Origin of the sequence: Micromonospora sp. NPDC047465 (assembly GCF_040643125.1) — a bacterium.
GTDB lineage: Bacteria > Actinomycetota > Actinomycetes > Mycobacteriales > Micromonosporaceae > Micromonospora.
The window spans coordinates 43223-68385 of sequence record NZ_JBEYTP010000003.1; the positions used below are offsets into that span (position 1 = coordinate 43223).

The 25163-nt window shown below is 73.3% G+C and carries 25 protein-coding genes and 1 pseudogene; 12 read left to right on the forward strand and 14 right to left on the reverse strand.

The genetic code is table 11. The annotated features are described in order from the left end of the window. The 3 genes and pseudogenes from ABZ793_RS04220 to ABZ793_RS04230 all read left to right on the forward strand — a co-directional run. Positions 1-1802, forward strand: a 1802-nt coding sequence (locus ABZ793_RS04220) for a hypothetical protein (RefSeq protein ID WP_357451641.1), incomplete at its 5' end; no start/stop codon positions are given. A gap of 182 nt (positions 1803-1984) precedes the next feature. After that, a pseudogene (locus tag ABZ793_RS04225) lies at positions 1985-2410 on the forward strand (transposase); the annotation flags it as partial. A 118-nt stretch (positions 2411-2528) separates the two neighbouring features. Further along, the gene (locus ABZ793_RS04230) at positions 2529-3494 is read left to right on the forward strand and encodes an ion transporter (RefSeq protein ID WP_357451644.1); all 966 of its coding nucleotides are present in this window, start codon (positions 2529-2531) and stop codon (positions 3492-3494) included. Positions 3495-3523: 29 nt separating this feature from the next. On the opposite strand, the gene ABZ793_RS04235 is transcribed toward ABZ793_RS04230, so the two are convergent. Further along, a complete protein-coding gene (locus tag ABZ793_RS04235; protein ID WP_357451647.1) occupies positions 3524-4723 on the reverse strand; it encodes an endonuclease in 1200 nt (399 codons plus the stop codon). 118 nt (positions 4724-4841) lie between these two features. On the opposite strand from ABZ793_RS04235, the gene ABZ793_RS04240 reads away from it, so the two are divergent. The 5 genes from ABZ793_RS04240 (at position 4842) to ABZ793_RS04260 (ending at position 9808) form a co-directional block, all read left to right on the forward strand. Then, positions 4842-5183, forward strand: a complete 342-nt coding sequence (locus tag ABZ793_RS04240; RefSeq protein ID WP_357451650.1) for an MmcQ/YjbR family DNA-binding protein — start codon at positions 4842-4844, stop codon at positions 5181-5183. A gap of 122 nt (positions 5184-5305) precedes the next feature. After that, positions 5306-6388, forward strand: coding sequence for a PIN domain-containing protein (locus tag ABZ793_RS04245; RefSeq protein WP_357451652.1), 1083 nt, complete (start codon positions 5306-5308; stop codon positions 6386-6388). Positions 6389-6529: 141 nt separating this feature from the next. Beyond that, positions 6530-7876 carry an extracellular solute-binding protein gene (locus ABZ793_RS04250; protein WP_357451655.1) on the forward strand — a complete coding sequence of 449 codons (1347 nt, stop codon included), beginning with the start codon at positions 6530-6532 and terminating at the stop codon, positions 7874-7876. A gap of 8 nt (positions 7877-7884) precedes the next feature. Continuing rightward, positions 7885-8829 (forward strand): sugar ABC transporter permease, encoded by a 945-nt coding sequence (locus tag ABZ793_RS04255; protein WP_357451658.1) that lies wholly within the window; start codon positions 7885-7887, stop codon positions 8827-8829. Between the two features lie 58 nt (positions 8830-8887). After that, positions 8888-9808, forward strand: a complete 921-nt coding sequence (locus tag ABZ793_RS04260; protein WP_357451661.1) for a carbohydrate ABC transporter permease — start codon at positions 8888-8890, stop codon at positions 9806-9808. Between the two features lie 107 nt (positions 9809-9915). Here the strand turns inward: ABZ793_RS04260 and ABZ793_RS04265 are convergent, their stop codons facing one another. The 7 genes from ABZ793_RS04265 to ABZ793_RS04295 form a co-directional block, all read right to left on the reverse strand. After that, positions 9916-10767: a S1 family peptidase gene (locus tag ABZ793_RS04265; RefSeq protein WP_357451664.1), complete on the reverse strand. Its 852-nt coding sequence runs from the start codon at positions 10765-10767 to the stop codon at positions 9916-9918. 205 nt (positions 10768-10972) lie between these two features. Then, complete coding sequence (locus tag ABZ793_RS04270; protein WP_357451667.1) at positions 10973-11539, reverse strand: hypothetical protein; 567 nt, start codon at positions 11537-11539, stop codon at positions 10973-10975. A 61-nt stretch (positions 11540-11600) separates the two neighbouring features. Further along, the gene (locus ABZ793_RS04275) at positions 11601-12116 is read right to left on the reverse strand and encodes a 2'-5' RNA ligase family protein (RefSeq protein WP_357451670.1); all 516 of its coding nucleotides are present in this window, start codon (positions 12114-12116) and stop codon (positions 11601-11603) included. 23 nt (positions 12117-12139) lie between these two features. Continuing rightward, positions 12140-13186, reverse strand: a complete 1047-nt coding sequence (locus ABZ793_RS04280) for an NAD(P)-dependent alcohol dehydrogenase (RefSeq protein WP_357451673.1) — start codon at positions 13184-13186, stop codon at positions 12140-12142. A 307-nt stretch (positions 13187-13493) separates the two neighbouring features. Beyond that, the gene (locus ABZ793_RS04285) at positions 13494-14252 is read right to left on the reverse strand and encodes a Pr6Pr family membrane protein (RefSeq protein WP_357451676.1); all 759 of its coding nucleotides are present in this window, start codon (positions 14250-14252) and stop codon (positions 13494-13496) included. A gap of 197 nt (positions 14253-14449) precedes the next feature. Continuing rightward, entirely contained in the window at positions 14450-15274 is an 825-nt protein-coding gene (locus ABZ793_RS04290; protein WP_357451679.1) for a hypothetical protein, read from the reverse strand. A gap of 123 nt (positions 15275-15397) precedes the next feature. Beyond that, entirely contained in the window at positions 15398-15901 is a 504-nt protein-coding gene (locus ABZ793_RS04295) for a DinB family protein (protein ID WP_357451682.1), read from the reverse strand. A gap of 130 nt (positions 15902-16031) precedes the next feature. Between ABZ793_RS04295 and ABZ793_RS04300 the strand changes: the two genes are divergently transcribed. Together ABZ793_RS04300 and ABZ793_RS04305 are read left to right on the forward strand one after the other, a co-directional pair. Continuing rightward, positions 16032-16952 carry a DUF72 domain-containing protein gene (locus tag ABZ793_RS04300; protein WP_357451685.1) on the forward strand — a complete coding sequence of 307 codons (921 nt, stop codon included), beginning with the start codon at positions 16032-16034 and terminating at the stop codon, positions 16950-16952. Positions 16953-17035: 83 nt separating this feature from the next. Next, a complete protein-coding gene (locus ABZ793_RS04305; protein ID WP_357451688.1) occupies positions 17036-17566 on the forward strand; it encodes a DinB family protein in 531 nt (176 codons plus the stop codon). Positions 17567-17625: 59 nt separating this feature from the next. Here ABZ793_RS04305 and ABZ793_RS04310 read toward each other — a convergent pair whose 3' ends face one another. Both ABZ793_RS04310 and ABZ793_RS04315 read right to left on the reverse strand, forming a co-directional pair. After that, the gene (locus ABZ793_RS04310) at positions 17626-17991 is read right to left on the reverse strand and encodes a hypothetical protein (protein ID WP_357451691.1); all 366 of its coding nucleotides are present in this window, start codon (positions 17989-17991) and stop codon (positions 17626-17628) included. Between the two features lie 177 nt (positions 17992-18168). Continuing rightward, positions 18169-18795, reverse strand: coding sequence for a hypothetical protein (locus ABZ793_RS04315; protein ID WP_357451694.1), 627 nt, complete (start codon positions 18793-18795; stop codon positions 18169-18171). Between the two features lie 267 nt (positions 18796-19062). Between ABZ793_RS04315 and ABZ793_RS04320 the strand changes: the two genes are divergently transcribed. Continuing rightward, positions 19063-19233 carry a hypothetical protein gene (locus ABZ793_RS04320; RefSeq protein ID WP_350706584.1) on the forward strand — a complete coding sequence of 57 codons (171 nt, stop codon included), beginning with the start codon at positions 19063-19065 and terminating at the stop codon, positions 19231-19233. A gap of 113 nt (positions 19234-19346) precedes the next feature. Here ABZ793_RS04320 and ABZ793_RS04325 read toward each other — a convergent pair whose 3' ends face one another. The 3 genes from ABZ793_RS04325 to ABZ793_RS04335 all read right to left on the reverse strand — a co-directional run bounded on the left by ABZ793_RS04325 (position 19347) and on the right by ABZ793_RS04335 (position 23010). Then, positions 19347-20210: an alpha/beta fold hydrolase gene (locus tag ABZ793_RS04325; RefSeq protein ID WP_357451697.1), complete on the reverse strand. Its 864-nt coding sequence runs from the start codon at positions 20208-20210 to the stop codon at positions 19347-19349. 85 nt (positions 20211-20295) lie between these two features. Beyond that, on the reverse strand, positions 20296-21507 hold the full coding sequence (locus tag ABZ793_RS04330; RefSeq protein WP_357451700.1) for a glycosyltransferase: 1212 nt from the start codon (positions 21505-21507) through the stop codon (positions 20296-20298). A 222-nt stretch (positions 21508-21729) separates the two neighbouring features. Then, positions 21730-23010, reverse strand: coding sequence for a globin domain-containing protein (locus ABZ793_RS04335; RefSeq protein ID WP_357452311.1), 1281 nt, complete (start codon positions 23008-23010; stop codon positions 21730-21732). Between the two features lie 101 nt (positions 23011-23111). Here ABZ793_RS04335 and ABZ793_RS04340 point away from each other — a divergent pair, with 101 nt between their 5' ends. Further along, the gene (locus ABZ793_RS04340) at positions 23112-23564 is read left to right on the forward strand and encodes an Rrf2 family transcriptional regulator (protein WP_357451703.1); all 453 of its coding nucleotides are present in this window, start codon (positions 23112-23114) and stop codon (positions 23562-23564) included. Positions 23565-23627: 63 nt separating this feature from the next. On the opposite strand, the gene ABZ793_RS04345 is transcribed toward ABZ793_RS04340, so the two are convergent. Beyond that, entirely contained in the window at positions 23628-24887 is a 1260-nt protein-coding gene (locus ABZ793_RS04345) for a hypothetical protein (protein ID WP_357451706.1), read from the reverse strand. Positions 24888-25163: the final 276 nt, after the last annotated feature.

The following is a 25163-nucleotide window of genomic DNA, read 5'->3' on the forward strand; positions in this document are numbered from 1 at the left end:
GCACCTTCTCGGTGAACGTCACCGCCACCACCAGCGGAACGAAGGTGAACACCAGCGGCCCGGTGGACTCGAACGAAAGCGGCCCAGGCGCCCCCGCTGCGGCGAGCATCACGGTTGCCGTCGCTGCACCACCGACGATCTCCAAGGCTTTCGGGACCACGACCATCGGTGCCGGCGGGACGACGTCGCTCGGTTTCACCCTCAGTAACCCCAACCCGGGCACGTCACTGACCGGGGTCGGTTTCAGTGACACCCTGCCCGCAGGGCTCGTCGTCTCCACGCCCAACGGCTTGACCGGTTCCTGCGGCGGCGGCACGATCACCGCGACTGCTGGTGGTGGCAGCATCAGCCTGGCTGGTGCGACCTTGCCGGCCAACGGGAGTTGCACCTTCTCGGTGAACGTCACCGCCACCACCAGCGGAACGAAGGTGAACACCACCGGCCCGGTGGACTCGAACGAAAGCGGCCCGGGTACCCCTGCTGCGGCGAGCATCACGGTCGCCGTCGCTGCACCACCGACGATCTCCAAGGCTTTCGAGGATGCGACCATCCCCCTCAACGGGACGACGTCACTGGGTTTCACCCTCACCAACCCCAATACAGAGACGTCGCTGACCGGCGTCAGTTTCGTCGACAACCTTCCTACGGGACTGGTGGTCGCCACACCCAGTGCCGCGCAGACCAACTGCGCCTCCGGCACGATCGCGGCGACTCCCGGTAGCAGCAGCATCAGCCTGTTCGGCGCCACCCTGCCGGCCAGCGGGAGTTGCACGGTGTCGGTCAACGTCACCGGCACCACCACCGGAACAAAAGTCAATACGACGACTCCCGTCACCTCGGTCCAAAGCGGCCCAGGCGCCCCCGCCTCGGCAACCGTCACAGTCGGCGCGGCGGTCGTCGCCCCGCCGACAATCGCCAAGGCTTTCGGGGATGCGACCATCCCCCTCAACGGGGCGACGTCGCTTGGTTTCACCCTCAGTAACCCCAACGCGCGTACGTCGTTGACCGGGGTCGGTTTCAGTGACACCCTGCCCGCAGGGCTCGTCGTTGCCACGCCCAACGGCTTGACCGGTTCCTGCGGCGGCGGCACGATCACCGCGACTGCTGGTGGTGGCAGCATCAGCCTGGCTGGTGCGACCTTGCCGGCCAACGGGAGTTGCACCTTCTCGGTGAACGTCACCGGGACCACCAGCGGAACGAAGGTGAACACCACCGGCCCGGTGGACTCGAACGAAAGCGGCCCGGGCGCCCGCGCCTCGGCTACCGTCACGGTCCGCGCGGCGGTCGTCGCGCCGCCGACAATCGCCAAATCTTTCGGGAAGGCCACCATCCCCCTCAACGGGACGACGTCACTGGGTTTCACCCTCACCAACCCGAATAAAAAAACGTCGCTGACCGGCGTCAGTTTCGTCGACAACCTTCCTGCGGGACTGGTGGTCGCCACACCTAACGGTTTGAGTGGTTCCTGTGGCGGCGGCACGATCACCGCGACTTCCGGTAGCAGCAGCATCAGCTTGGCTGGCGCCACCCTGCCGGCCAACGGGAGTTGCACCTTCTCGGTAAACGTCACCGGCACCACCAGCGGAAAAAAGGTCAATACGACGGAAGCGGTCACCTCGGTCCAGAGCGGCCCGGGCTCCTCCGCCTCGGCAAGCATCACGGTCCGCAAAGGCACTCTGCCCGTCACCGGAATCCGATACTCAACCTACGTCACCATCGCCCTGACTGTGATCGGCCTCGGTGCGGCATTTATCGCGCTCAGTCATCGACGGCTGATCGGACGTAGGCGCGACACCGCCTAACTCGCGACGCGGTATGAATGGCGGATTTCGGTGCTTGTGCGGGACGGCGCACAAGCACCGAAATCCGCAGCGGGCCCTGGCCGGGGTGAGGCGCTCGGGTGGGGTTGGCTGGTTCCCACGGGCGGCGCAGATCAGCAGCGACGGGTCGAGCTGCTGCGGGAGCGGGCTCGCGCGGCCCGGGGCCGCAGCGCAGCCCTTCAGCGGTGGTCCTGGACTCGCAGAGCGTGAAGACCTCCAGCAACGTCGGCGAGTCCAGCCAGGGCATCGACGCGGCGAAGAAGATCAAGGGACGCAAGCGGCACATCGTCACCTACACCCTCGGCCTACTCCTCGCCGTGATCGTCACCGCCGTACGGGCGCCCGGCGCCCGGCTCGGCATCGACGTCGAGCGCGTACCCCGCCACGCCGGGAAGGGCTTCCACGTCCAGCCCCGACGGTGGGTCGTGGAACGGACCTTCGGTTGGCTGATGCAGCACCGACGGCTCGTCCGTGACTACGAGGCCCTTCCTCAACGCACCCGGGCGATGATCCATTGGGCGATGGCTAACACAATGAGCCGTTATCTCACCGGAGAATCCACCCCAACCTGGCGAAACGCAACCACCTAACCGGACCAACCTTCACCAAGCGAGATCAGATGTCCTCTTAGGCTGTCCGCATGCCTACCCCGCACCTGCCCGACGACCCGTCCGTGGCCGCACGGAGCGGTACGGGGGTGTGGGGGCGGTGAGCCGCCCGTCCGTGCCCACCCAGCGGGGTGGCGGGTCGACGGCTGCGCCCGGGGGCCCGCCGGGCGTGGCGGAACGCTGCGCCCGGATCGCCCGGTCGCGGCCGTTCGACGTGCTCATCGTCGTGGTCATCATGGCGAACGGGGTGGTGCTCGGCGTCGAGACGTACCCGGACCTCGGTGCCGCGGGACGGGCCCTGCGCTGGTGCGAGTGGCTGTTCCGGCTGGTCTTCGTCGTCGAGATCGCCATCCGGGTGCTGGCGTACGGCCGCCGGCCGCAGGACTTCTTCCGGCACGGCTGGAACGTCTTCGACTTCCTGGTGACGGCGGCGATCTTCATCCCCGGCCTGCACGGCGACTCGGCGCTGCTGCGCTTCGTACGGGTCGCCCGGGTGCTGCGGCTGGTGCGGTTCTCGCCGGGGCTGCGCACGATCGTGGCGGCGCTGTGGCGCAGCATCCCCGGCGTGGCCGGCTTCCTCGCGCTGGCCGCGGTGACCCTCTACGTCTACGGCATGGCCGGCTGGCTGATCTTCGGGGAGCGCTATCCGGAGCAGTACGGCGACATCGGGCGTTCCCTGCTGACCCTGTTCGTGCTGTTGTCGCTGGAGACCCTGCCGGACCTCATCGCGCAGGGCATGGCGGTGTCGCCGTGGACGCTGCTCTACTACGTCAGCTACGTGATGATCACGGTGAACCTGCTGCTGAACATCCTGATCGCCGTCATCGTGAACTCGATGGAGGAGGCCCGCCGGCTGGAGATGACCGAGCGGTTGTCGCCCGACTACGACGAGGACGGCGACGGCGTGCCGGACGAGGTGGACCGGATCGCGCTCACCCAGCGGCTGGACGACCTGCGGGCGGTCATCGCGGAACTCGAACGGGAGCTGCGCATCGACCGTGAGGACGGGCACGGCCCGGCACGCCACCACCACGGCGAACGCACGAGCGGCCGGCCCCCCGGGTAGGGGACCGGCCGCGGCGTCGGTGCGGCGGGTCAGCCCCAGATGGCCGTCGCCCACTCCGGGTGGTCGACGAACGGGTTCCGGTTGCCCTGCCAGCGCTCGTAGATCCGCTGGTTGCGGCGCTTCTCGAAGGCGTCCGGCGGGTCGAGCTGGTTCCACTGCAGCAGCACCGACATCCGGCCGTGGTACGGCGCGGTGCCGTTGTTGACCGACTGGTTCATCTCCAGGTTGGGCCAGCCGTCGGTGCCCTCGTACCGGATCGCCATGTACATGATCATGCGGGCCACGTCGCCCTTCACCGCGTTGCGCGGCTCCCACGAGTCGGCGTCGGTGTAGCAGCCGGGCGCCTCGGCGACGGGGCTGCCGCCGTTGTCGAAGTCCTTGTTGCCCCGGGTGGAGTTGACCGAGACGTCAGTCGGCCGCAGGTGGTGGACGTCGGTTCCGGGGCCGGTCGCGGTGCCGAAGTCGCCGTGCGACTTGGCCCAGACGTGCTCGCGGTTCCAGTCGTCGACACCGCCGCCGTTGCTGGTCTTGCTCTGCGACCGGCCGGTGTAGAGCAGGATCACGTTGTTGGTGTTCGCCGGGTCCTGGTCGGTGTCCCGCAGCGCCTCCCACACTTGGTCGTAGGAGAGCTTGGTGTGCACCTTGATGATCGAGTGCAGCGAGCTGCGCAGCGCCGGGCCGGTCTTGCCGATCGCGCTGGCGTAGTAGGTGGAGTCGTACCCGCCGCCGGGCGAGGTCGGGGTCGGGCCCGGCGTCGGCGACTGGGTCGGCGAGGGCGTGCCGCCACCGCCGCCCAGGGTCATCGCCGTCGGGTCCTTCAGGCCGCCGTGGCTGAAGTAGGCGGTCAGCGTGCCGGTGGCGGTGACGGGCTGGCCCCGCAGGCCCGGGTTGGTGAGCAGCCCGAAGGTACTCCGGTACGCGGCGGTGACCTGGACGTAGAGCATCCTGCTCGGGCTGGTCTCGGCCGCCGTGTCGGCGATCGCGATCGCGGTGTCGGACGTGAAACCCGACCGCAGCACGGTCGTGTTGCTGGTCGGTTGGCCGATCACGTAGCCGGTCACGGTCGCCGTCCGACCGTCCTGTGCGGCGAGCGCCTGGGCCACGGTCAGGGTGGTGGCGGCCGAGGCCACCGCCGTCGTCACCACCACGGGCGCCACCAGCACGGCGGCCAGCGCGAACGCCGTCGCGAGCCTTCTGGGCCGCGAGCGGATACTGCTCTTCGTATTCATGGACAGCGATGCTATCGGTGCGGGCGTGAACGCCGGGAGAGCGGGAGCGCAACATTTCGGGCGCGAGCCGTCGGCGGCGCGTCCCTCCCTCGGCCCGGCGGGCCACTACCGTCGGGGCATGGTCACCGTCGCCGACGTCCGCGCACTGGCCCTGACCCTGCCACGGACCACCGAGCACCTCATCCGGGACCGCGTGAAGTTCCGCGTCGGTGCCCTCGTCTACGTCGCGTTCTCCCGGGACGAGACGACGATGGGGTTCGCGTACCCGAAGGAGGAACGCGCCGGGCTCGTCGCCGGCGACCCGGACCTGTTCTTCCTGCCCGACGCGGCCGACCTGCGCTTCAACTGGGTGTGCGGTCGCCTTGACCGGCTCGACCGCGACCACATGACGGAGCTGGTGACGGATGCCTGGCGGATGGTCGTGCCCAAGTTCCTCGCGCGCCAGCGACTGGGTGGCTAGGGGAAGCGCCCCGACGACCAGCCCGACGGAGAGCACCGGCGGCGCCGCCGGCAGGAGAATCGCGGCGGCGCGGTCCGCCACGTCGCCGGCCGTCGGCCCGTCGGCGGCGTAGGGTGGTTCGCGTGGATCAAGAGGACCGCATCGCCCTGTTCCTCGACTACGAGAACCTCGCGCTGGGGGCGCGCGACCACCTCGGCGGCGCGGCCTTCGACCTGCGCCCCATCGCCGACGCCCTCGCCGAGCGCGGCCGGGTGGTGGTGCGCCGGGCGTACGCCGACTGGTCGTACTTCGACGAGGACCGCCGGATGCTCACCCGGTCCCACGTCGAACTCATCGAGATTCCCCAGCGCATGGGCGCCTCCCGCAAGAACGCCGCCGACATCAAGATGGCCGTCGACGCGGTGGAGCTGGCCTTCGAGCGCGGCTACATCTCGACGTTCGTGATCTGCACCGGCGACAGCGACTTCACGCCCCTCGTGCACAAGCTCCGCGAGCTGAACAAGCGCGTCATCGGGGTCGGCGTGGAGAAGTCGACCTCGGCGCTGCTGCCGCCTGCGTGCGACGAGTTCCTCTACTACGACCGCCTGGAGGGCGTCGACGTCCCTCCGGCGCGGGGCCGGCGCGCCCGCCCGGCGCGGCTGCCCGGCCCGGAGGCGCAGCAGGCCGAGCCGGAGCGGGAGCCCGAGCCGCAGCCGGTGGGCGAGGAGGTCGCCCGCGACGTCGACACGCTCGCCGTGCTGGTGGCGCAGACCGTGGCCGGCCTGCAGGGCAGCTCCAGCGGCGAGGTGACCGCCTCGACACTGAAGCGGACCCTGCTTAGAAAGGACCCGACGTTCAGCGAGTCCGACTACGGGTTCCGCACCTTCGGCGAGCTGCTGCGACACCTCGCCCAGCACAACGTCGTCGAGCTGGGGGAGGGCCCCGCCAAGGGCGACCCCGAGGTGTCCCTGCCCGAGCACGGCGACCGGGAGGTGGCGTTCGGGCTGCTCCGCTCGGTGGTGTCCGACCTGGCCGGCGACGAGGGGGCGGTGGCGCTGTCCGGCCTGAAGAACCAGCTCCGCCGGGCGCGGCCCGACTTCAGCGAGAAGAAGCTCGGATACCGCAGCTTCCTCCAGTTCTGCAAGGCGGCAGCCACCAGCGGCATCGTCGACCTGCGGTGGAGCCAGGAGGCCGACGACTACCTGCTCACCCCGCAGTCCTCCTGACCACACCGGTGGCCGTGCCGGCGGGCGGCGCCGGCCCTCCCACGGACGTCAGTTCCTCCCGAGACGTTTGACGATCCCGAGGATCGGAGAAGGTGCGCTGGCGCGGGCACTGCCGCCCGCCGGCTCTCGGGAGGAACTGTCATGACACGGATGGTGCGGGCGGCTGCCCTCGTCGGAGTGTTCGCCCTGGCGCTCAGCGGCTGCGGAGGCGTCGGCGGTGGAGACGGTGGCGGTGGCACGGCCACCAAGGGCGCACTGAGCACGATGGGCTTCGGCCTGTCCGACGAGATCGCCAAGACCCGGGTGGATGCGTTCACGCGCGACCACCCGGACGTCGACCTGAAGATCACCGAGGGGGCCTTCGACGAGCAGCAGTTCCTCTCCGCGGTCGCCTCCGGCAACCCGCCGGACCTGGTCTACATGGACCGCAAGCTGATCGGCACCTACGCCGAGCGCGGCTCCATCCAATCGCTGACGGACTGCGTCGAGAAGCAGGACATCGACATGGGGCAGTACCGGCCCGCCGCCAAGGAGCAGGTCACCCTCGACGGCACCGTCTATGGCATTCCCGAGTTCTCCAGCGTCCGGGTGGTCTATCTCAACGAGGCGCTGCTGCGGCAGGCGGGGCTGACCCCCGACGACGTCGACCTCGCGAACTGGGCGGGGCTGTCGGCGCTCAACGCCAAGCTGGCCACCGTCTCCGGGGGCCGGCTCTCCCGCATCGGCATCGACCCGAAGATCCCCGAGTTCCTGCCCATGTGGGCCAAGGCCAACGGGGCCGACCTGCTCTCCGCCGACGGGACGAAGGCGAACCTCGACGACCCCAGGGTGGTCGAGGCGCTCACCACCGGCGTCAAGCTGATCCAGGACCAGGGTGGCTGGGGGAAGTTCAAGTCCTTCCGGGACACCTTCGACTTCTTCGGCGCGCAGAACCCCCTGGCCAAGAACCAGATCGTCGCGTGGCCGATGGAGGAGTGGTTCCTCAACCAGGCCGCCAAGAACAGCCCGAAGGCCGAGCTGGTCGTCAAGCCCTTCGTCGATCGGCAGGGCAAGCCGGTCACCCTGTCCGCCGGGCAGGCCTGGGTGGTCCCCAAGGGAGCCAGGAACCCGGACGCGGCGTGCGCCTTCGCCAAGACGGTGACCGCCACCGACACCTGGGTCGCCGCCGCCAAGGCCCGCGCCGACGCGCGCAGGGCCGCGGGCCAGCCGTTCACCGGCGTCTACACGGGCAACGTCGCCGCCGACAAACGGATCTTCGACGAGCTGTACCAGCCCACCGGCAACAAGCGGTTCGACGACGCGGTGGCCACCATCCGCTCGGTGCAGGACACCGCGTTCGCCATGCCCGCCTCGCCCGCCGGCGCCGAGTTCGACAAGGCGTGGACGGACGCCGTCAACCGGGTGCTCTCCGGCCAGGCGCAGCCGGCACAGGCGCTGGCCCGCGCCCAGCAGGAGGCGACCGCCGCGCTGGACAAGGCGTCGAAGTAGGCCCGGGGATGGCCACCACCACCGTCCCTGCCCCCGCCGGCCGGCGTACGCCGCTGGCCCGGCGGGAGGCGCGTTGGGCGTACGTCTTCCTGGCGCCCTGGATCGTCGGGTTCCTGGTCTTCAACGCCGGGCCGATGATCGCCAGCGCCTGGCTCAGCCTCACCGAGTACGACGTGATCAACGCGCCCCGGTACACCGGCCTGGACAACTACCGGGAGCTGATGGCCGACCCGATGGTGGCCCGCAGCCTGGGCAACACCGTCTACTACACGGCCCTGCACGTGCCGCTGGCGATGGCCATCTCGCTGGGGCTGGCGCTGCTGCTCAAGCGGGTGGGACGGTTGCAGGGCTTCTTCCGTACCGTCTTCTACCTGCCGGTGATGACCCCGGCGGTGGCGGTCGGCATCCTGTTCCTGCTCCTGCTCAACACCCAGGACGGCCTGATCAATCGCGGCCTCGCCCTGGTCGGGATCGAGGGTCCGAGCTGGACCACCGACCCCGACTGGGTGATGCCCGGCATCGTCCTGATGAGCCTGTGGAGCCTCGGCTCCACAGTGATCATCTACCTGGCCGCCCTGCAGAACGTGCCGCGCGACCTGTACGAGGCGGCGAGCATCGACGGCGCCGGCGGCTGGGCCCGGTTCCGGCACGTGACGCTGCCGATGATCTCCGGTGCGCTCTTCTTCACCCTGGTCGTCAACACCATCGCGTCCCTGCAGATGTTCACCGAGGTCTACACCATGTACTTCGGCAACCGGCAGACGCAGGGCTCGTTCAACAGCGACGCCGCGTCGTTCTACGTCATCCACCTGTTCCAGGAGGCGTTCCAGTTCCTGCACATGGGCTTCGCCTCCGCGATGGCCTGGCTACTCTTCGTGATCATCCTGATCATCACGCTGGTGCAGGTGAAGCTGAGCAACCGCTTCGTGTACTACGAGGGAGACCGGCCGTGACGGGGCACCGGGGGCGGCGCGGCGTGGCCCGCGCGCGCCGGGCCGAGGGAGGCCGGTCGTGACGGCCGCGATCGAGCGGACGGCCGCCGCCCCCGTGGCCGCCGCCGCGCCGTCGGCCGTCGAGCGCCGGCCGGCGGCCGAGGACGCCGGGCGGCCGGTCTGGCGTCGGGTGCTGCTCGTGCTCGCGCTCGTCGGCGTCGCCGTGGTGTTCACGGCGCCGTTCGTCTGGCTGATCAGCGCCTCGCTGCGGCCCCGTGAGTACGTCTTCTCCACCGGGTTCCTGCCCACCCCGTTCGCGCCGGGGAACTACGCCGAGGCGTGGCAGGCCGTGCCGATGGTCACCTGGCTGCTCAACAGCCTGGTGGTCGGCGTCGCGGCGGCGGTCGCGGTGACGCTGTCCAGCGCGTGGGTGGCGTTCGGGTTCGCGTACTTCCGGTTCCCCGGGCGGGACATCCTGTTCGGGCTGGTGCTCGCGACGATGATGCTGCCGTTCGCGGTCACCATGATCCCGACGTACCTGATCTGGTCGGAGCTGCGGCTGACCGGCACCCAGGTGCCGCTGTGGGCGGGCAACCTGTTCGGCTCGGCGTTCTACATCTTCCTGCTGCGGCAGTTCCTGCTCTCGCTGCCCCGCGAGTACTTCGAGGCGGCCCGGGTCGACGGGGCGAGCTACCCGCAGTTGTTCTGGAAGCTGGCCTTTCCGCTGATCCGTCCCGCCCTGCTGGTGGCCTTCGTCTTCGAGTTCAAGGCGAGTTGGACGGACCTGATGAAGCCGCTGATCTACCTGCGCGACGAGGAGCTGTACACCCTGCCGCGCGGGCTGAAGGTGGTGCTGGACCGCTTCGGCTACGGCGGCGAGCAACAGTGGGAGATCGTGCTCGCGGGCAGCGTCATCGCGACCGTGCCGATGCTGGTGCTGTTCTTCCTCGCCCAGCGCCACTTCGTCGAGGGCATCGCCACGACCGGCCGCAAGGGCTGACGCACGGACCGGCCCGACCCGCCGTTCGGGTCGGGCCGGTCCGGGTGCGCGGACGTCGACCCGCGCCTCCACGGCCGAGCGGCCGGCGGCGCGCAAGGCCCGGTCGGTCAGGGAATCGTCAGCCCGTACGCGGCCAGGATCTCGGTGATCGGCTGGTAGTAGGTGGTGCCGCCGGTGGCGCAGTTGCCGCTGCCTCCGGAGAGGATGCCGAGGATGGTGCCGGTGGCGGCCACGTAGAGGGGCCCGCCGCTGTCGCCGGGCTCGGCGCAGATGTTGGTCCGGATCAGGCCGGTCACGGTGCCCTGGGCGTAGTTGACGGTCGCGTTGAGCCCGGTGACGCTGCCGCAGCGTACGCCCGTGGTGGCGCCGCTGCGGCAGACCGCCTGGCCGATGTAGGCGTTGCCGGCGCCGTAGACGGTGAGCAGCCCGGGGTGGGTGTAGACCGCGCTGGGGTGGGCGATCCCGCCGGTGTAGCGGACCAGACCGTAGTCGTTGCCGGGGAAGCTGGTGCCGGTCCGGGTGCCGAGGACGGTGGTCTGCGCGCTGTCGGCGTACCAGGTCGAGGCGGCGACGGTGCAGTGGCCGGCGGTGACGAAGTAGGCGGTGGTGCCGCTGCGGACGTTGGCGCCCAGCGAGCACCGTCCGCCGCCGCCGTAGACGGCCTGCCCGCCGGCGATGAGGACGCGCAGGTGGCCTGGCTCCCGGTGCAGCAGCGCCCCGGCACGGGCGGCGGCCGCCCGGAGCGCCGCCACGTCCCGGGCCGAGACGGTGTCGTCGACGGTCAGCGTCATCCGCCCGGTGGCCGGGTCGAGCCCCCAGGCGGTGCCGGGGGTGCGGACCGCCGCGAGCACGGCGGCGGCGCGGGCGGCGTCGGCGTGGTCGGGGGCGGCGTGGGCGGGCGCCGGCAGGCCGAGCAGCAGCGCGGCGAGCAGGAGCAGGGCGAGCGGGAGACGACGCATCCGAACCTCCGATAGATCCGTCTCTGCCGATTCCCTACAGGATCCACCCGGGGCCCTGACGTGGACAAGCGGCGAGCGCCGTCCGCCCGCCTGCCGCCGGGAACCGGCCCGTCACCTACCGGTCGAGGAGCGCGGACAGCCGTCGTGCCTCGCCGACCAGGCGGCTCGACCCATCCCGGGCGACCACGTCCGCCAAACCCGGCACCTAGATCCGCAGGCCGGGCGCGCCGGCCGTCTCCGCGGCCAGGCCGAGCACGTCCGGGGTGCCGCGCGGCGGGGGCGACGTGGCGAGCACCGCGGGCAGGGCCGCGGCGAGGAGACGCCAGACGGTCAGCGCGGCGCCGGCCCCCGCCGCGTCCCGCAGTGGCCGCAGCACCCGGGAGAGGGGGAACGCGCCGTCGGCGGCCAGGGTGCCGAGGTGCGCGCCGACGGCGGGTGCGTCGAGGTCACCGGTGGTGGCGAGCATGAGCAGGGCGTCCAGGGCGGCGACCTGGTCGGCCTCGTGCCGGGCGCCGAGCCCGTAGGCCAGCGTGAGGTCGAGGGCCGGGCCGCCGTCCCCGGTGCCCTCGGCCAACAACGGCAGGACGGCGGCGGCGCCCGAGGCGTTGTGGTCGGCGCCCTTCGCGACGGTCGGCAGGACGTGGGCGGCGACCATGCCCCGGTAGCCCGGCATTGCCGCCGGCCAGAACGCCACCCAGTCGCCGTGCCACGTGTCGGCCGGCGGCGGCACGGTGAGCAGGCCGACGTCCCACGGATCGCTCATCGTGCTCACGGCCGCCGACCGTACGTGGCACCACCGACATCGTCGGCGTTCGCCCACGGGTGCGGTCCGGCTACGGCAGCGGGACCGAGATGCCCCGGGCGTGGTCGGTGAGGGCCGCGCCGACCACGGTCGCCTCCAGCGGCAGCACCTCCAGGCAGCGGCGCACGGCGGCGGCCATCAGCGCGTTCGGCACCCGCATCGACAGCGTGCAGTGGGGCACCCAGCGCCCCGGCTGGTAGTGCTCGACCAGCCCGATGCCGGCCTCGGCCAGCCGGCCGTGCACCTCGGCGTGGTGCGCGAGCAGTTCGGCGGTGGGGGTCGGGCCCAGCCAGAGCACCCGCCCGACGAACTGACCGGCGTGCTGGAAGCTCAGCCGCAGCGGCGCGGCCACCACCGCGCCGCGCAGTGCCGCCGCGACCCGCTCCGGGTCGAAGCGGGGCGCGACGGCGAGCGAGACGTGCGGCCGGTGGCGCTGCTCCAGCAGCGACCGCATGCTCTGCACGCCCTCGGTCTCCAGCGCGTCCCAGAGCACCCGGATCCGCCGGGTGGCGTCGGTGTCCAGGTAGAGCTCCAGCGCCGCGACCACATGATCACTTTAGGACGCGGTGGTCACGGCACGACGACGGCCCGGCCCTCCAGCGTGCCGTCGGCCATCTTCCGGTACGCGACGACCGCCTCGTCGAGCCGGAAGGTGGTGGCCTTCGGCTTCACCATGCCCCGGGCGCCCAGTTCGAGCACCTCGATGAGCTCCGGCCGGCTGCCCCAGTACGTGGTCTGGATGCTCACCTCGTACGGCACGCCGAAGTAGCTCACCGGCAGCGTGCCGCCGCCGATGCCGACGATGGTGAGGTCGCCGACGGTGCGGGCGGCGGCGGCGCCGAGCGCGAGGGTGGGGCTGGCCCCGACGAAGTCCAGCACCACGTCGGCGCCCCGGCCGCCGGTGGCCCGGCGGATCTCCTGGGCGGTGCCCTCGCCGGAGAGCATGGTGAGGTCCGCGCCGCACTCCTCGCCGAGCTTCAGCGCCTCCTCGCGGGTGTCCACCGCGATTACCCGGGCCGCGGTGGTGGCCTTGAGGATCTGCACGCCGACGTGGCCGAGCCCACCGACGCCGATCACCACGGCGGTGCTGGTCGGCCCGAGCTTCTGCCAGGAGCGGCGGATCGCGTGGTACGGGGTGAGGCCCGCGTCGGTCAGCGGCGCCGCCAGCACCGGATCGAGCCCCTCGGGCAGCGGCACCACGTGCCGGGCGTGCGGCACCAGCATGTACTCGGCCATGCCGCCGTCCAGGCCGAGACCGCCGCCACCGCCGGGCACCGGCGCCTCGGCGATGTTCTCGCAGTACGGGTCGATGCCCACCCGGCAGCGCGCACAGGTGCCGCAGCCCCACGGGCCGTAGACGGCCACCGGCTGGCCCACCGTCAGCCCGGTGACCCCGTCGCCGAGGGCGTGCACCCAGCCGGCGTTCTCGTGGCCGAGGGTGAACGGCGGGTTCCACGGCACGGCGCCGGCCTCGAAGTCGTGCATGAGGTGGAGGTCGGAGTGGCACGCGCCGGCGGCCCCGATCTTCACCACCACCTGCCCAGGGCCCGGGGTCGGCTCGTCGACCTCGACCAGCTCGGGTTCCGACTTCCAGTTCGGCAACCGCAGCGCGCGCATGAACGTCTCCTGTCCTCCGGTTTCCGGCTCCGCCCGCCGCCTGCCCGCTCAGCGCCCGGTCAAACGATCCGCCTTCGGTGGCCGCAGCGCCTGCGCCACGCCGAGCGGCGCGGTGCCGGCCGCCTCCCACCTCCCGCGTCTCACCCCGTCCGGGTGAGTCGGGCTCACCCCCGCCGGTGGGAGCCCGCTCCGAACCGTCGGCCGCCCACACCGGCAGGTACGGCCCGATGTCGAGGCCGCACCGCTGGCCGTGGGTACCGGCCGGAGACCGCGTACAGCTCTGCGACAGCCGCCGGGAGCGCGGTCGTCACGGCACGGCCGGCGCGTCGGGCCGGCCGCCCGGGGTGGCGCCCGACGCCGGAGCGGAATCGACGGCCGCCGGCCGCTGCGCCGGGGCGGCCGTCCCGGACGGGGCCGTGGCGGGGGCGGCCGCTGGCCCGGCACGGCGGGCCAGGCCCCGGTCGACGCCCACGAAGAGCAGGCCGAGCAGCCAGAACGCGACGGCGAAGAGGACCGCGCTGACGCCCACCCCGGCGTAGCCCAGCTCCCCGGCGTCGAGGAACGGGTACGGGTACCGCTCGACCACCAGCCCACGGACCAGCGCGAAACCGAGGTAGCCCAGTGGGAAGGCCAGCCACCATGCCGCGTACCGCGGGCGGAGCCGGCCCCGCCGGTCGAACAGCGCCCAGTCCGCCACCGCGAGCAGCGGCACGACGGTGTGCAGGAACTGGTTACCGAGCGCCTCGCCGAGCGCGCGGTCGGGCTGCGGCATCGCGAACGGACTGGCGGGGTTGGCGAGCACCAGGTGGTAGACCACGCCGGTGATGGTGATGTAGAGGGTGACCGCGCCCTTGAGCGGCGACGGCGGTTCGGGACGGTCCCGCCAGGCCAGCCAGGCGGCGTATCCGGCGAGGAGGCCGACGGCGACGTTGCTCTGGATGGTGAAGTACGGCAGCAGGCCGGTGACGGTGGCGGGACCCCGCGCGGTGAGCACGATCCCGGCCAGCACGCTGATCACGATCACCACGCGGAAGACCGTCGCCACGCGTCGACGCCGCAGACTCATCGGGGCAAGCTATCAGCCGGGCCGAGCCGGGTCACCGGGCGAGCGCCGGCCGGTGCGCGTCGGCGTCCCACCAGTTGGCCGAGCCGCCCGCGCGGCGCGTTCGTCACGTGCGGCCCCTTCCCCACGATGCCCCGGGGCACGTGACCCCGCGCAGACGTTGGTCCGCCGTGCCCCGCGGAGCGATGGCGTGGGGGAGGTCAGCGGCTGCCGCCGCTGCCCGGTGCGGGGCGACCGTGGTCGGGCGAGACCTGGTCGTTGCCGGGCGAGATCCGGATGTTGCCGGGCGAGACCTGGATGTTGCCGGGCGAGACCTGGACGTTGCCGGGCGCCGAGGGCCGGCCGGCCGGGACGGAGGGCGATGTCGTGGGCCGCCCGGGCTGTTCGGGCGTCGGGGTGCCGTCGGGCCGGTCGACCGGTGTGCCCGATGCCCCGGGGCCCGCCGACTCCCCGGGCAGCAGGCGGTCGCAGTAGCCGGCCACCTTGCCGCGGCCGCCGGCCGCGCGGACGAGGTCGTCGAAGGCCGGCTTGTCCAGGGCGCGGCCCGGGCCGTCGCCGTCCGTCCGGTAGGCCCGGCACAGCGCTGCCACGGACGCGCTCGGGTCGGGCCGACCCTCGGTCGTGGTGAGCGGCGCGGACGGCCGGCCGGGACCCGCGGTGGGGGAGACGGCCGGGGGCGGCGCGGGCGCGGCGGTGGTGGGGGCGGGGCCACGCAGCGGTCCGGGCAGGGTGCCCCCGGCCGCGGCGAACGCCACCCCGCCGGTGACGGCGAGGGCGACACCGGCCAGCGCGGCGCGGGCGCCGAAGCCGGCGAGGGCCCGGCCCCGACGACTCCGCTCGGGACTGCCGACGGGGGTGCCGGCCCGCGCCAGCCGGTACGCCCGTACCGCGGCGTCCTCGCCGGCGAGCTCAGCGGCGCGGGGTGCGGCACGGACCGCCGTCAGGAGCGACGCGACAGGTTGCGGAGCGTCTCGCGGGTCGACGACCGGACCGCCGAGCAGTCGCTCGACAGTCTCCTGGTCCATCCGGTGTGCTTTCATCTCGTGTCCCTCAGCGCCGCCGGATGCCGGGACGTCACACGGGGTGGAGTGTGACGTCCGACAATCACCGGGCCGGGAAGCGGGGCGGGGCGGGGCCGCGCGGGGGCGTCAACCCATGGTCTTGGCGCCGTCGATGGCCTCGCGGAGGATGTCGGCGTGCCCCGCGTGCTGGGCGGTCTCGGCGATCAGGTGCAGCAGGACGCGGCGGACCGTCCAGCTCGCGCCGGGCTCGAACCAGGGGGCCTGCGGCAGCGGGTGGGCGGCGTCGAGGTCGTGCGTGGCGACCAGCTCGTCCGTCGCGGCGGCCACCCGGTCGTAGTCGGCGAGCAGCCCGGCGAGGGTCTCGCCGTCGAGCATGCGGAACTGGCCGGCCCAGTCGACGGGATCACTGTTCATCGCCTCGGCGCCGCCGACGGCGAACCGCATCCACCGCTGCTCGACCTGCGTCACGTGCTTGATCAGGCCGCCCGGGCACAGCTCGCTGACCGTGCTGCGGGTCGCGGCCTGCTCGTCGGTGAGCCCCGCGACGGTCTGCCGGAGGAAGCCGCGGTGCAGGCGCAGCGTCTCCACCAGGTCGGCCCGCTCACCGGTCAGCTGCTCTGTCGTGGTCATCCCGCCACCCCTCTTCACGGACGTCCGAACGGGCTCACGATAGGGCCGGCCACCGACAGAACCGCGTCCCGCCGTGCCGGTTTTCCGCCAGCGGTTGCCGATTCGTCCGATCCGCGATCCACTGAATCACATGGGTGTCATCAAGGTGGGCACGGCGTCCTGGGCGGACCAGGAGCTGCTGCGCTCGGGGTGGTACCCGCGCGCGGCGAACACCCCGGCCGGTCGGCTCGGCTTCTACGCCAGGCGGTTTCCCCTGGTCGAGGTCGACACCTCCTACTACGCCGTGCCCGTGCGCGAGACGACGCAGGGGTGGGTCGACGCCACGCCGGACGGCTTCACCTTCGACGTCAAGGCGTTCAGCCTCTTCACGGGCCACCCGACCCCGGTGGCGGCGCTGCCCCGCGACCTGCGCCCGGCCGGCGGCCCGAGCCGGATCCGGCGCCGGGACCTGCCGGCGACCGCGTACGACGAGCTGTGGGACCGGTTCCGGGCGGCGCTCGACCCGATCGCGGCGGCCGACCGGCTCGGCGCGGTCCTGCTCCAGTTCCCGCCGTGGCTGGCCCGCGGCGCCGCCGCCGAGCGGCGCATCGCCGAGCTGGCCGAGCGCTGCCGGCCGTGGCGGGTCGCCGTCGAGCTGCGCCACGGGTCCTGGTTCGACGGCACCGCGGCGCTGGACACGCTCGGTTTCCTGCGGGAGCGCGACCTGTCGTTCGTCTGCGTGGACATGCCGCAGGGGCACCCCTCGTCGGTGCCGCCCATCCTGTTCGCCACGGCGGAGCTGGCGGTCGTCCGCTTCCACGGGCACAGCAGCGCCTGGGGGACGGGGGACAAGCAGGAGAAGTTCCGCTACGCGTACGGCGACGAGGAACTGCGCCGCTGGTCGGAGCTGCTGACCGAGCTGGCCGGGCAGGCCGGCGAGCTGCACGTGCTGTTCAACAACTGCTGCGGCGACCAGGCCCAGCGCGACGCGGACCGGCTGGCCGAACTGCTGGGCGTCGAACCGGTGGGGCGGGGCCGCCCGGCGCGGGCGGGAGCGGCGTCGCCCTCCTGACGGCGGGCGTGCGGCCCGTGTGGGCCGGCCCAGCCGGACCAATTCCGTCGACCGGGCCGCGTGGGCTCCGGCATGATCGCCGGGTGGCGGCATCCTCTCGCGCGCTCTTGCGCTGGCAGTTCGACCTGACGTGGTCGCTGTTCGAATACCACCTCGAGCGCCTCGACCCGGCGGACTTCCTCTGGGAGCCGGCCGGGCACTGCTGGACGGGGCGTCGCGGCCCCGACGGCGGCTGGACGCCCGACTGGGCCGACACCGAACCCGACCCGGTTCCGGTCCCGACGATCGGCTGGCTGACCTGGCACATCGGCTGGTGGTGGACGGTCACCGCGGACCACCTCCGGGGGCAGCCGCCACGACAGCGCGCCGACGTGGAGTGGCCGGGCGCGGGCGAGCCGACCGTCGCGTGGCTACGCGGCCTGCGTACCGAGTGGCTCGGTGTCCTCGACCGCCTCACCGACGCCGACCTCGACCGCACGGCGCCGTTCCCCTGGCAGGACGACGCCGAGCACACGGTGACGCACATGCTCGGCTGGGTCAACGCCGAGTTGATGAAGAACGCCGCCGAGATCGGTCAGCTCCGGCTGCTGCGCGCGGCGGGACCCGGGGCCTGACCGGGCCGCGCCCCGAGGCCGGGGACGGCCGGGACGTACCGCGCCGCCGCCCACGTCGCTCAGGAGCGCCGGCCCCGGGTCCGTAGCGCGTCCTCCGTCCGCTCCTCGACGTCGGCGGCGTCGGGGAAGGTCCGCCGGGACGGCGCCGGGTCCGGGGGCGCGCCGGGTCCGGCCGGCAGCGTACGGGTCGGCTCGACCGGCCCGAATCCGTGCCGGCCCCCCTTCCCGGTCGGCTCCGCCGGCTCGCCGGCGCGGCGGTCCCCGCGCCGGCCCTCCGGCACGGCGGTCTCCTCACTGCCCTCGTCCATCGGGTCGTGCTCGCCGGTGCCCCAGGGCGGTTCCGCGTCGAAGCCGTCCCTGGTCACCCACGGGGTGATCGACTCCGGTGTGCGCCTGCCCCCGCTGCGTCCGTCTCCTGCCGCCATGGTCACCTCGCTGGTCGGGTCCGCCGCTACCGGCCCCGATTGCCCGTCCCGGGGCCGGTCATGCCTGCGCCGGCGCCCCGTCGGGTCGTGCCGGGCGGACTCCCCGCCCGACTCCGGACGCGGAGCGGCGTCCCGCCGCCGAGGAGTCGGCGGGACGCCGGTGCGCACGTCGCCCGGTCAGCGACCGGACATCGCCATCCGCCTCTTCTTGGCCGCCGCGCCCATCGCCATCATCGCGCCCATCCCCTTCGGCAGCCCGCCCGCGCGTCCGAGCATCCCCCGGAACACCTCGCCGGGCTTCTGCTGCTCGCCCATGTACGCGGTCACCACGATGAGCGCCCCCGTCAGCGCGGGCACCGCCCACTGGAGCATCCGCATCTTCCGCTGGCAGGACGCCACGTTCGACGGCGTCTGCGAATTGGGTTCGGTGACCCCCTCGACCGACGGGCCGCCGGCCTTCTCCAGCTTCATGCCGAGCAACCGGCTGTAGCCGGTCACCGCCAGCGCGCTGACCGTCAGCGCGGTCTTCAGGGTGCTGACCCGGGCGACTCCCGATTGCGCCGCCACCCGGGGGCTCTCCGTCACCAGTTCCCCGACGGCGCCCGCGAGGTGGGCCCCGATCGCGGCGGCGTTCACCGGCGTCCACCGGGCCCAGCCGGCCGAGGCCATCGGCAACCGCTGGGTCGAGTCGTTCATCTGTGCCGCCGCGCCGTTGACGCCGAACGCTCCCATCAGGGAGCCCCCGAACCAGGCCGCCAGGCCCAGATCGTGCATCGAGCGCAGTGCGGTGTGCCGTTCGGACATCTGATCCCCTTCCACCGTGTCGGGCGCTGCGGCATACCCGCCGCCCGGTCGGCTATGCCCGTCCGTCACCCGCCGATAGGGCGCGGTCACGCGGATACCGGGGAAGACCGGGAACCGGTGGCCACGGGTACGCCCCGCGCCGCGGCGCGACCCGTCGCCGGCGGCGGGTACGGCGGTCGCGCCGGCGACGGGGCGCGGCCGGGAGGAGTCGGCGGGGCCGGTGCGGGTAGATCGCGGGACGGACGATCCGAGCGAGAGGGGAAGAGGATGTCGCAGCCCGACGAGAGCCGGGAGAAGACCGCCTCCACCGACGCGGTGCTGATGCACCCGGGCAACGATCCGCGCAAGACGACGTCCCAGGTGCCGCCGCCGCCCGAGCGCGGCGAGACCCGCGTCGAGCGGGACGGCGAGATGGTGCCCGTCGAGACCGACGAGTGACCGGGCCCCGGGCGGCGGGCACGCCGCGCGCCGCCCGGGGAGGCGTGCGGGCGACGGCGTGACGTCGGCGGGACCGACCCGACCGTGGCGCGCCGCGGTCGGCCGAGGACGGCTCAGCGGGCCGGCAGGTCCGCGGCGAAGCGGGCCACCCGGGCCGCCAGCGGCGCGGCGGCGCGTACCCAGGTGAAGTGGTCCATCCGGGCGCCGGCCTGGGCCGCGGTGTAGCGCTCGCGCACGACGGGCGCCGCGGCCAGCTTCGCGCAGAGGTGGTCGAGCGTCTCGTGCGGCGTGTACTGGTCGTCGTCGACGCTGACCGCGAGCACGGGGCTGCGCAGCTCCCGGACGGCCGCCTCGGCGTCCACCCCGCCCAGGCGCGGGAAGCGGCCGGTCCGCGCGGTGTGCGCCCAGTCCCGGATCACCCCGCGGGCCTGCCGGCCGCCGAAGCCCCAGCCGGGCCATACGCCGAGCAGCCGGGCCGTCGCCGCGATCCCCTGGGTGTACGGCAGGACGCCGTACCCGCGCAGGCCCGGGTAGCTGCGCCACCAGGGCATGCCGACGGCGACCAGGGCCAGCCCGTCGACGTCGTGGTCGCCGTGCAGGGCGAGGTGCAGCAGCGCGGTCTGCCCGCCGAGGGAGTGCCCGAGCAACACGGTCTTCCGCCCGTCCCGCCGGGCCTTGAGCGCCGCCAGCACGGCGCCCACGTCGGCGGCGAGTTCCGCGTAGCCGTAGCGACAGGCGCGGCTCGGCGCCGGCGTGCTCTCCCCGGTGCCCCGCAGGTCGGCCACCGCCACGGCGAGGCCGGCGGCGCGCAGCTCGGCGGCGAACAGCCGGTAGTAGCGTGCGCGCACCCCCATCGCGGGTGAGACCAGCACCAGCGGCGCGTCGGCGACGCCGTCCGGCTCGGGGTAGACCTGCAACCCGATCCGGGCCCCGTCGACCTCGACGAACTCCTGCCGGTATTCCCCCGTCGCGTTCATCGCCCCAGGCTACGGCCCGAGGCTACCGGCGGGTAACCGAGGGGTGGTGCGGATCACCCGCGTCACCGCCTACCGTACCGCCGCATCAGGCCAGGGCCGGGGCGGTCCGGCCGACCGTGCTGACCGTGGCGTAGACCGCGCTCAACTGCTCGGCGCAGCGCTTCCACGAGTACCGGCTGCGGACCCGGTCCAGCGCCGCCGTGGCGTACGCGAAGCGGCGGACCTTGTCGGCGAGCAGCCGGCGGATCGCGGTGCCCAACGCCCGGGGGTCCCGGGGCGGCACGAGGTCGCCGGTGAGGCCGTGGACGACCGTGTCGGCGATGCCGCCGACATTCGAGCCGACGACGGGCACGCCACAGGCCATGCCCTCGAGCGGGGCCAGCCCGACCGGCTCGTACCAGGGGGCGGCCACCAGGAGGTCCGCCGAGCGGTACCAGCCGGCCAACTCCGTGCGGGGCACCGCGCCGACCAGCTTCACCCGGTCGGCCACCCCGCAGGACTCGGCGAGCGCCCGGAGCCGGCGGGCGAAGTCGTCCGTGGGGAGCAACCGCGCCGGCGGGCCGCCGACCACCACGCACTCCGCGTCGGGCACGGCCGGCAGGGCCCGGATGACGTCCTGGAAGCCCTTGCGTTCCACCATCCGGCCGACGGTGACGATCCGCGGGCGGGTCGGGTCGCGCGGGGCGACGGGCCCGTCGGGACGGAAGACCTGCTGGTCGACCCCGCAGGGGACCAGCACCATCCGGGACCGGGGCACGCCGAGGCGGACCAGCTCGCCGATCTCGTCCTGGCACTGCACGACGATCCGGTCGGCGGCCCGGCCCAGGGCCCGCTCGTAGCCGATCCGGCCTGGTGGACTGGTGTCCCGGGCGCCCTGCTGCCGCCGCTCGACGGTGCCGAGCGAGTGGTACGTCAGCACCACCGGGACCCCGGTGCGCCGGCCGGCGTGCAGGGTGGCCAGGCCGCTCATCCAGTGGTGGGCGTGCGCCACGTCCGGGGTCCAGTCGCCGTCGCGCCACTGACCGGCCAGCCAGCGCCCGAACTCACCCAGGTGCGGCATCAGCTCACTTCCGGGCAACCGCAGCGCCGGCCCGGCCGGCACGTGGCACACCTGGTAGCCGTCCGGAGTGGACACGGTGTCGGGCTGGGCGGTGGACTCCCGGCGGGTGTAGACGCGGACGTCGTGCCCCTCGCGCACCAGCGCGGCGGCCTGCTCCGCCACCCGCGTGTGCCGCCCGCCGGCCTCCCCGAGGACGGCGAGCGGGCTGGCGTGCTCCGAGATCATCGCGATGCGCATGTCTTCCTCCATCGGCCGGCCCGGTCGTCGGGGAACGGGTCGCGCCGCGGACGGTGCCGCCCCGCGAGCCCGTCGCACCCGCATGCGGAGTCCCCTACCCCCGGCCTTGTCGCCTAACCGCCGGCCCGCCGAGTTCTCGGCGGGCCGCCCGGCCGGCGGCGCGGACCCGGCCGGTGGTGGGGCGAACCGCCTCACCAGCGGTGGCCGGTCGGTCGCGGAGGGTCAGTTCCGGTCGTCGCGGAGCATGCCCGGACCGAACACCTCGTAGGCGATCCGCTCCGCCGGCACCCCCCGCCGCAGCAGGCCGCCCCGGACGGTGTTCATGAACGGCAGCGGCCCGCAGAGGTGCACGTGGGCGTCGGGGGAGAGCGGGATCAACGCGGGGTCGACCCGGCCGCCGGCCACCTCGGCGGCCAGCCCGGCCAGCTCGGCGTCGGTGACGTCCTCGTACCACAGGGCGGTGCGCAGGTTGGGCAGCGCGGCGTGCAGGCGTGGCAGTTCGCCGCGGAACGCGTGCGCCGCGCCGGCCCGGTCGGCGTGCACCAGCACCACCGGGCGCTGCGGCTCGGTGGCCGCCAGGTGCTCCAGGGCGGCCATCGCCGGGGTCAGCCCGATGCCGGCGCTGACCAGCAGCAGCGGGCCCTCCCCGGCCACGGCGCTGACCTCGCCGAAGGGCGGGCTGAGCCGGAGGGTGTCGCCCTCGGCCACGTGCTCGTGCAGGAAGGTGGAGACCATGCCGTCGGCGCCGGCGCCGGTGCCGCGTACCCGCTTGACGGTGATCCGCCAGTGGTCGGCCCCCGGCCGGCCGGAGAGGCTGTACTGGCGGATCTGCTGCCCGCGACCCTCGTCGAGGTCGACGGCGACCGAGGTGTACTGGCCCGGGACGAAGGCGGGCGCCGGGCCGCCGTCGGTCGGGACCAGGGTGAACGAGACGACGTCCACCGCCTCGGTGACCCGACCGGTGACCCGCCAGTCCCGCCAGACCGACGCGCCCTCGGCGAGCCCCGCCCCGGCGTAGAGGCGGGACTCCCGGGCGACCAGCTCGCAGGCCAGCAGCCAGTACACCTCGTCCCAGGCCGCCGCGACCTCCGGGGTGACCGCGTCGCCGAGCACCTCGCCGACGGCGGCGAGCAGGTGCCGGCCGACGATCGTGTACTGGCCGGGGGTGATGCCGAGCGAGGCGTGCTTGTGTGCGATCCGGTCCAGGATCGGGCCCCACGGCGCGTCGCTGCCGCCGGTCAGGTGTTCCGCGTACGCGACCACGGAGGCCGCGAGCGCGGCCTTCTGCGCCCCGGTCGCCTGGTTGCCGCGGTTGAAGATGTCGAGCAGCTCCGGGTGGGCGTCGAACATCCGCTGGTAGAACCGGCCGGTGATCGCCTCGCCGTGCGCCTGCACGGCGGGCAGGGTCGCCGTCACCACTGCTGTTGAGGACTCCGAGAGCACGACTTGTCTCCTTCTGCGCTGAACCGCTCGGACCCTGCCAGCAAAACAGGCATTCCAGATACCTCTTTAGGGCCGAAGGTCCCGGGTCGGGGTTCGGGTGGATCACAGATCGCGTCCGTCGGCCCGTGGTGGGGCCCGTCGGCGCTGGCTAGGGTCGGGACGTGAAGCTCAACCGGTCCACCGACATGGCGTTGCGGATCGCCATGCTCACCGCCGCGAACCCACGGCGGATGACCGTGGACGAGCTGGCCGACCAGCTGGCGCTGCCCCGCAACCACGTGGCGAAGGTGGTGCAGCGGTTGCAGCGGCTCGGCGTGCTGGTCACGATCCGGGGCCGCTCCGGCGGGGTCGCCTTCGCCGAGGGCGGCCACGAGACCACGGTCGGGCGGGTGGTCCGGGCGTTCGAGGGCGACGACGAGGTGGTGTCCTGCGACGAGCCGGCGTGCTCGCTGCGCGCGGCCTGCCGGCTCCGGGACGAGCTGCGCCGGGCCCGTGACGCCTTCCTCGCCGTGCTGGACGGGGTGACCCTCGGCGGCCTCGTCGACGGGCCGACCGGTCCGGTGCTGCTCGCCCTCGGCCTGCCCCGCGCCCGCCCCGCCCCGGGACGTGACTGATCCGGGCGTGGACGTGGCGGAACCCCGCGCCGGGCGGCACGGGGTTCCGGGACGCGGTCGGGGTCAGGACACGGTGACGGAGCCGTCGGCGGCGCGGACGCAGGCCACGGATCGGGCGCCGGTGGCGGCCGCGCCGGTCAGGCACTGCCCGAGCACCTGGTGGCCGGCGGCGTTCGGGTGCCACGACTCCTGGCAGGTCTGGAAGTAGCTCACGCAGGTGTTCGCGATCCGCTGGATGGCGATCTTGTCCTTGCCGGCGAGGCTGGTGACGAAGACGCCGTTCGGCGGGCTGTCCTGGAGGCGGATCGGGGTGGCCAGCGCCCCGGTCGGGCTGGCCCCCGACTCGCAGAGCCGGGCGCCGTCGAAGGCCCGCTGCACGTTGAGGTGGACCAGGTCCGCGCCGGGGAACTCGGCGGCCAGGGCGTCGCGGGTGGACCTCACCAGGGTGCCCAGGCCCTGCGAGAAGCGGTGCCCCGGCAGCAGGCTGGCCCGGTGGATCGGGCAGCCGGCCGCGTACCGCTCGGCACCCAGCGCGCGGAACTTGTCCCGGGTGTCGTCCCGGCTGTCCTCGCTGTGGAAACTCGGCTCCAGGTCGAACGGCAGCGGGTTGGTGTAGTCCTGGAAGACGATCCGGTGCTGGCCGTCGGCGTCGATCTCGCGCAGCGTGGTGAGCAGTTGGCGTACGGCCGAGGTGGTCTCCGCGGTCGCGGCGCTCCACTGGGCGGCGGTGGCCAGGTCGGCGTCCGTGCAGGGCTCCTGCTCGACCGGCCCGCCCAGGTAGGCCCAGAACTCCCACCAGCCGGTCCAGGCGTCGGCGATGAACCGGTTGGCGCACTTCTCGGCGACGTCGCCGAAGGTGAACGAACTGTTGTTCGAGCCGAGGCCGAGCAGCACCAGGTCGATGTCGTGGGTCCGGCCGACCGCGCGGAGCTGGTCGAGCTGGGCGGCCACCTGCCGGCCGCCGGCCCGGGCCGACGAGGCGGTGGCGATGTCGTGCGGCTGCCCGCCGGAACACGCGAGGTTGAACCGGTCCTGGATGCCCGGCAGGCTCGCCCGGTGCAGCGAGGCGTTCGCCGAGCGGTGACAGAAGAACGCGTTGCTGTTGGGCGCGGTCCAACCGGGGAAGCCCTGGGCGACCCCGGTGACGTCGACGACGGGGGTGTACGCCCCGGCGCCCTCGCCGCTGATGAAGCTGTCGCCGAGGGCGACCGCGGCGGTGGGTGGCGCCGCCGCGGCCGGGGCGGGCAGCCCGACGGCGGTCGACAGAGCGGCGGCGGCGACGGCGAGCGCTGCCGCGAGAGTCGTACGACGGAACCTGGACATGACGTCCTCCATCTGTACATCGAAATGTGAAAGATCCTCTCGGCCGCGATCCCATCACCTCGGCCCGACGGACGTCAATGGCTCGGCGCGGAATGGTCCGCTGCGGGACGCGCCCGCCCCGCCGCACCGGTCCGTTTCCACCTGGCGGCGGCCCTCCCGGCGTCGACCACACCGCGTGCCGGCGGCCACCGGGCATCGGGGTGCCCATGACGGAACGTCGATCATCGGATGGCCCGGGGTCTGTCCTGACTGCCTATGTCCCGCTTGTGCTCACAG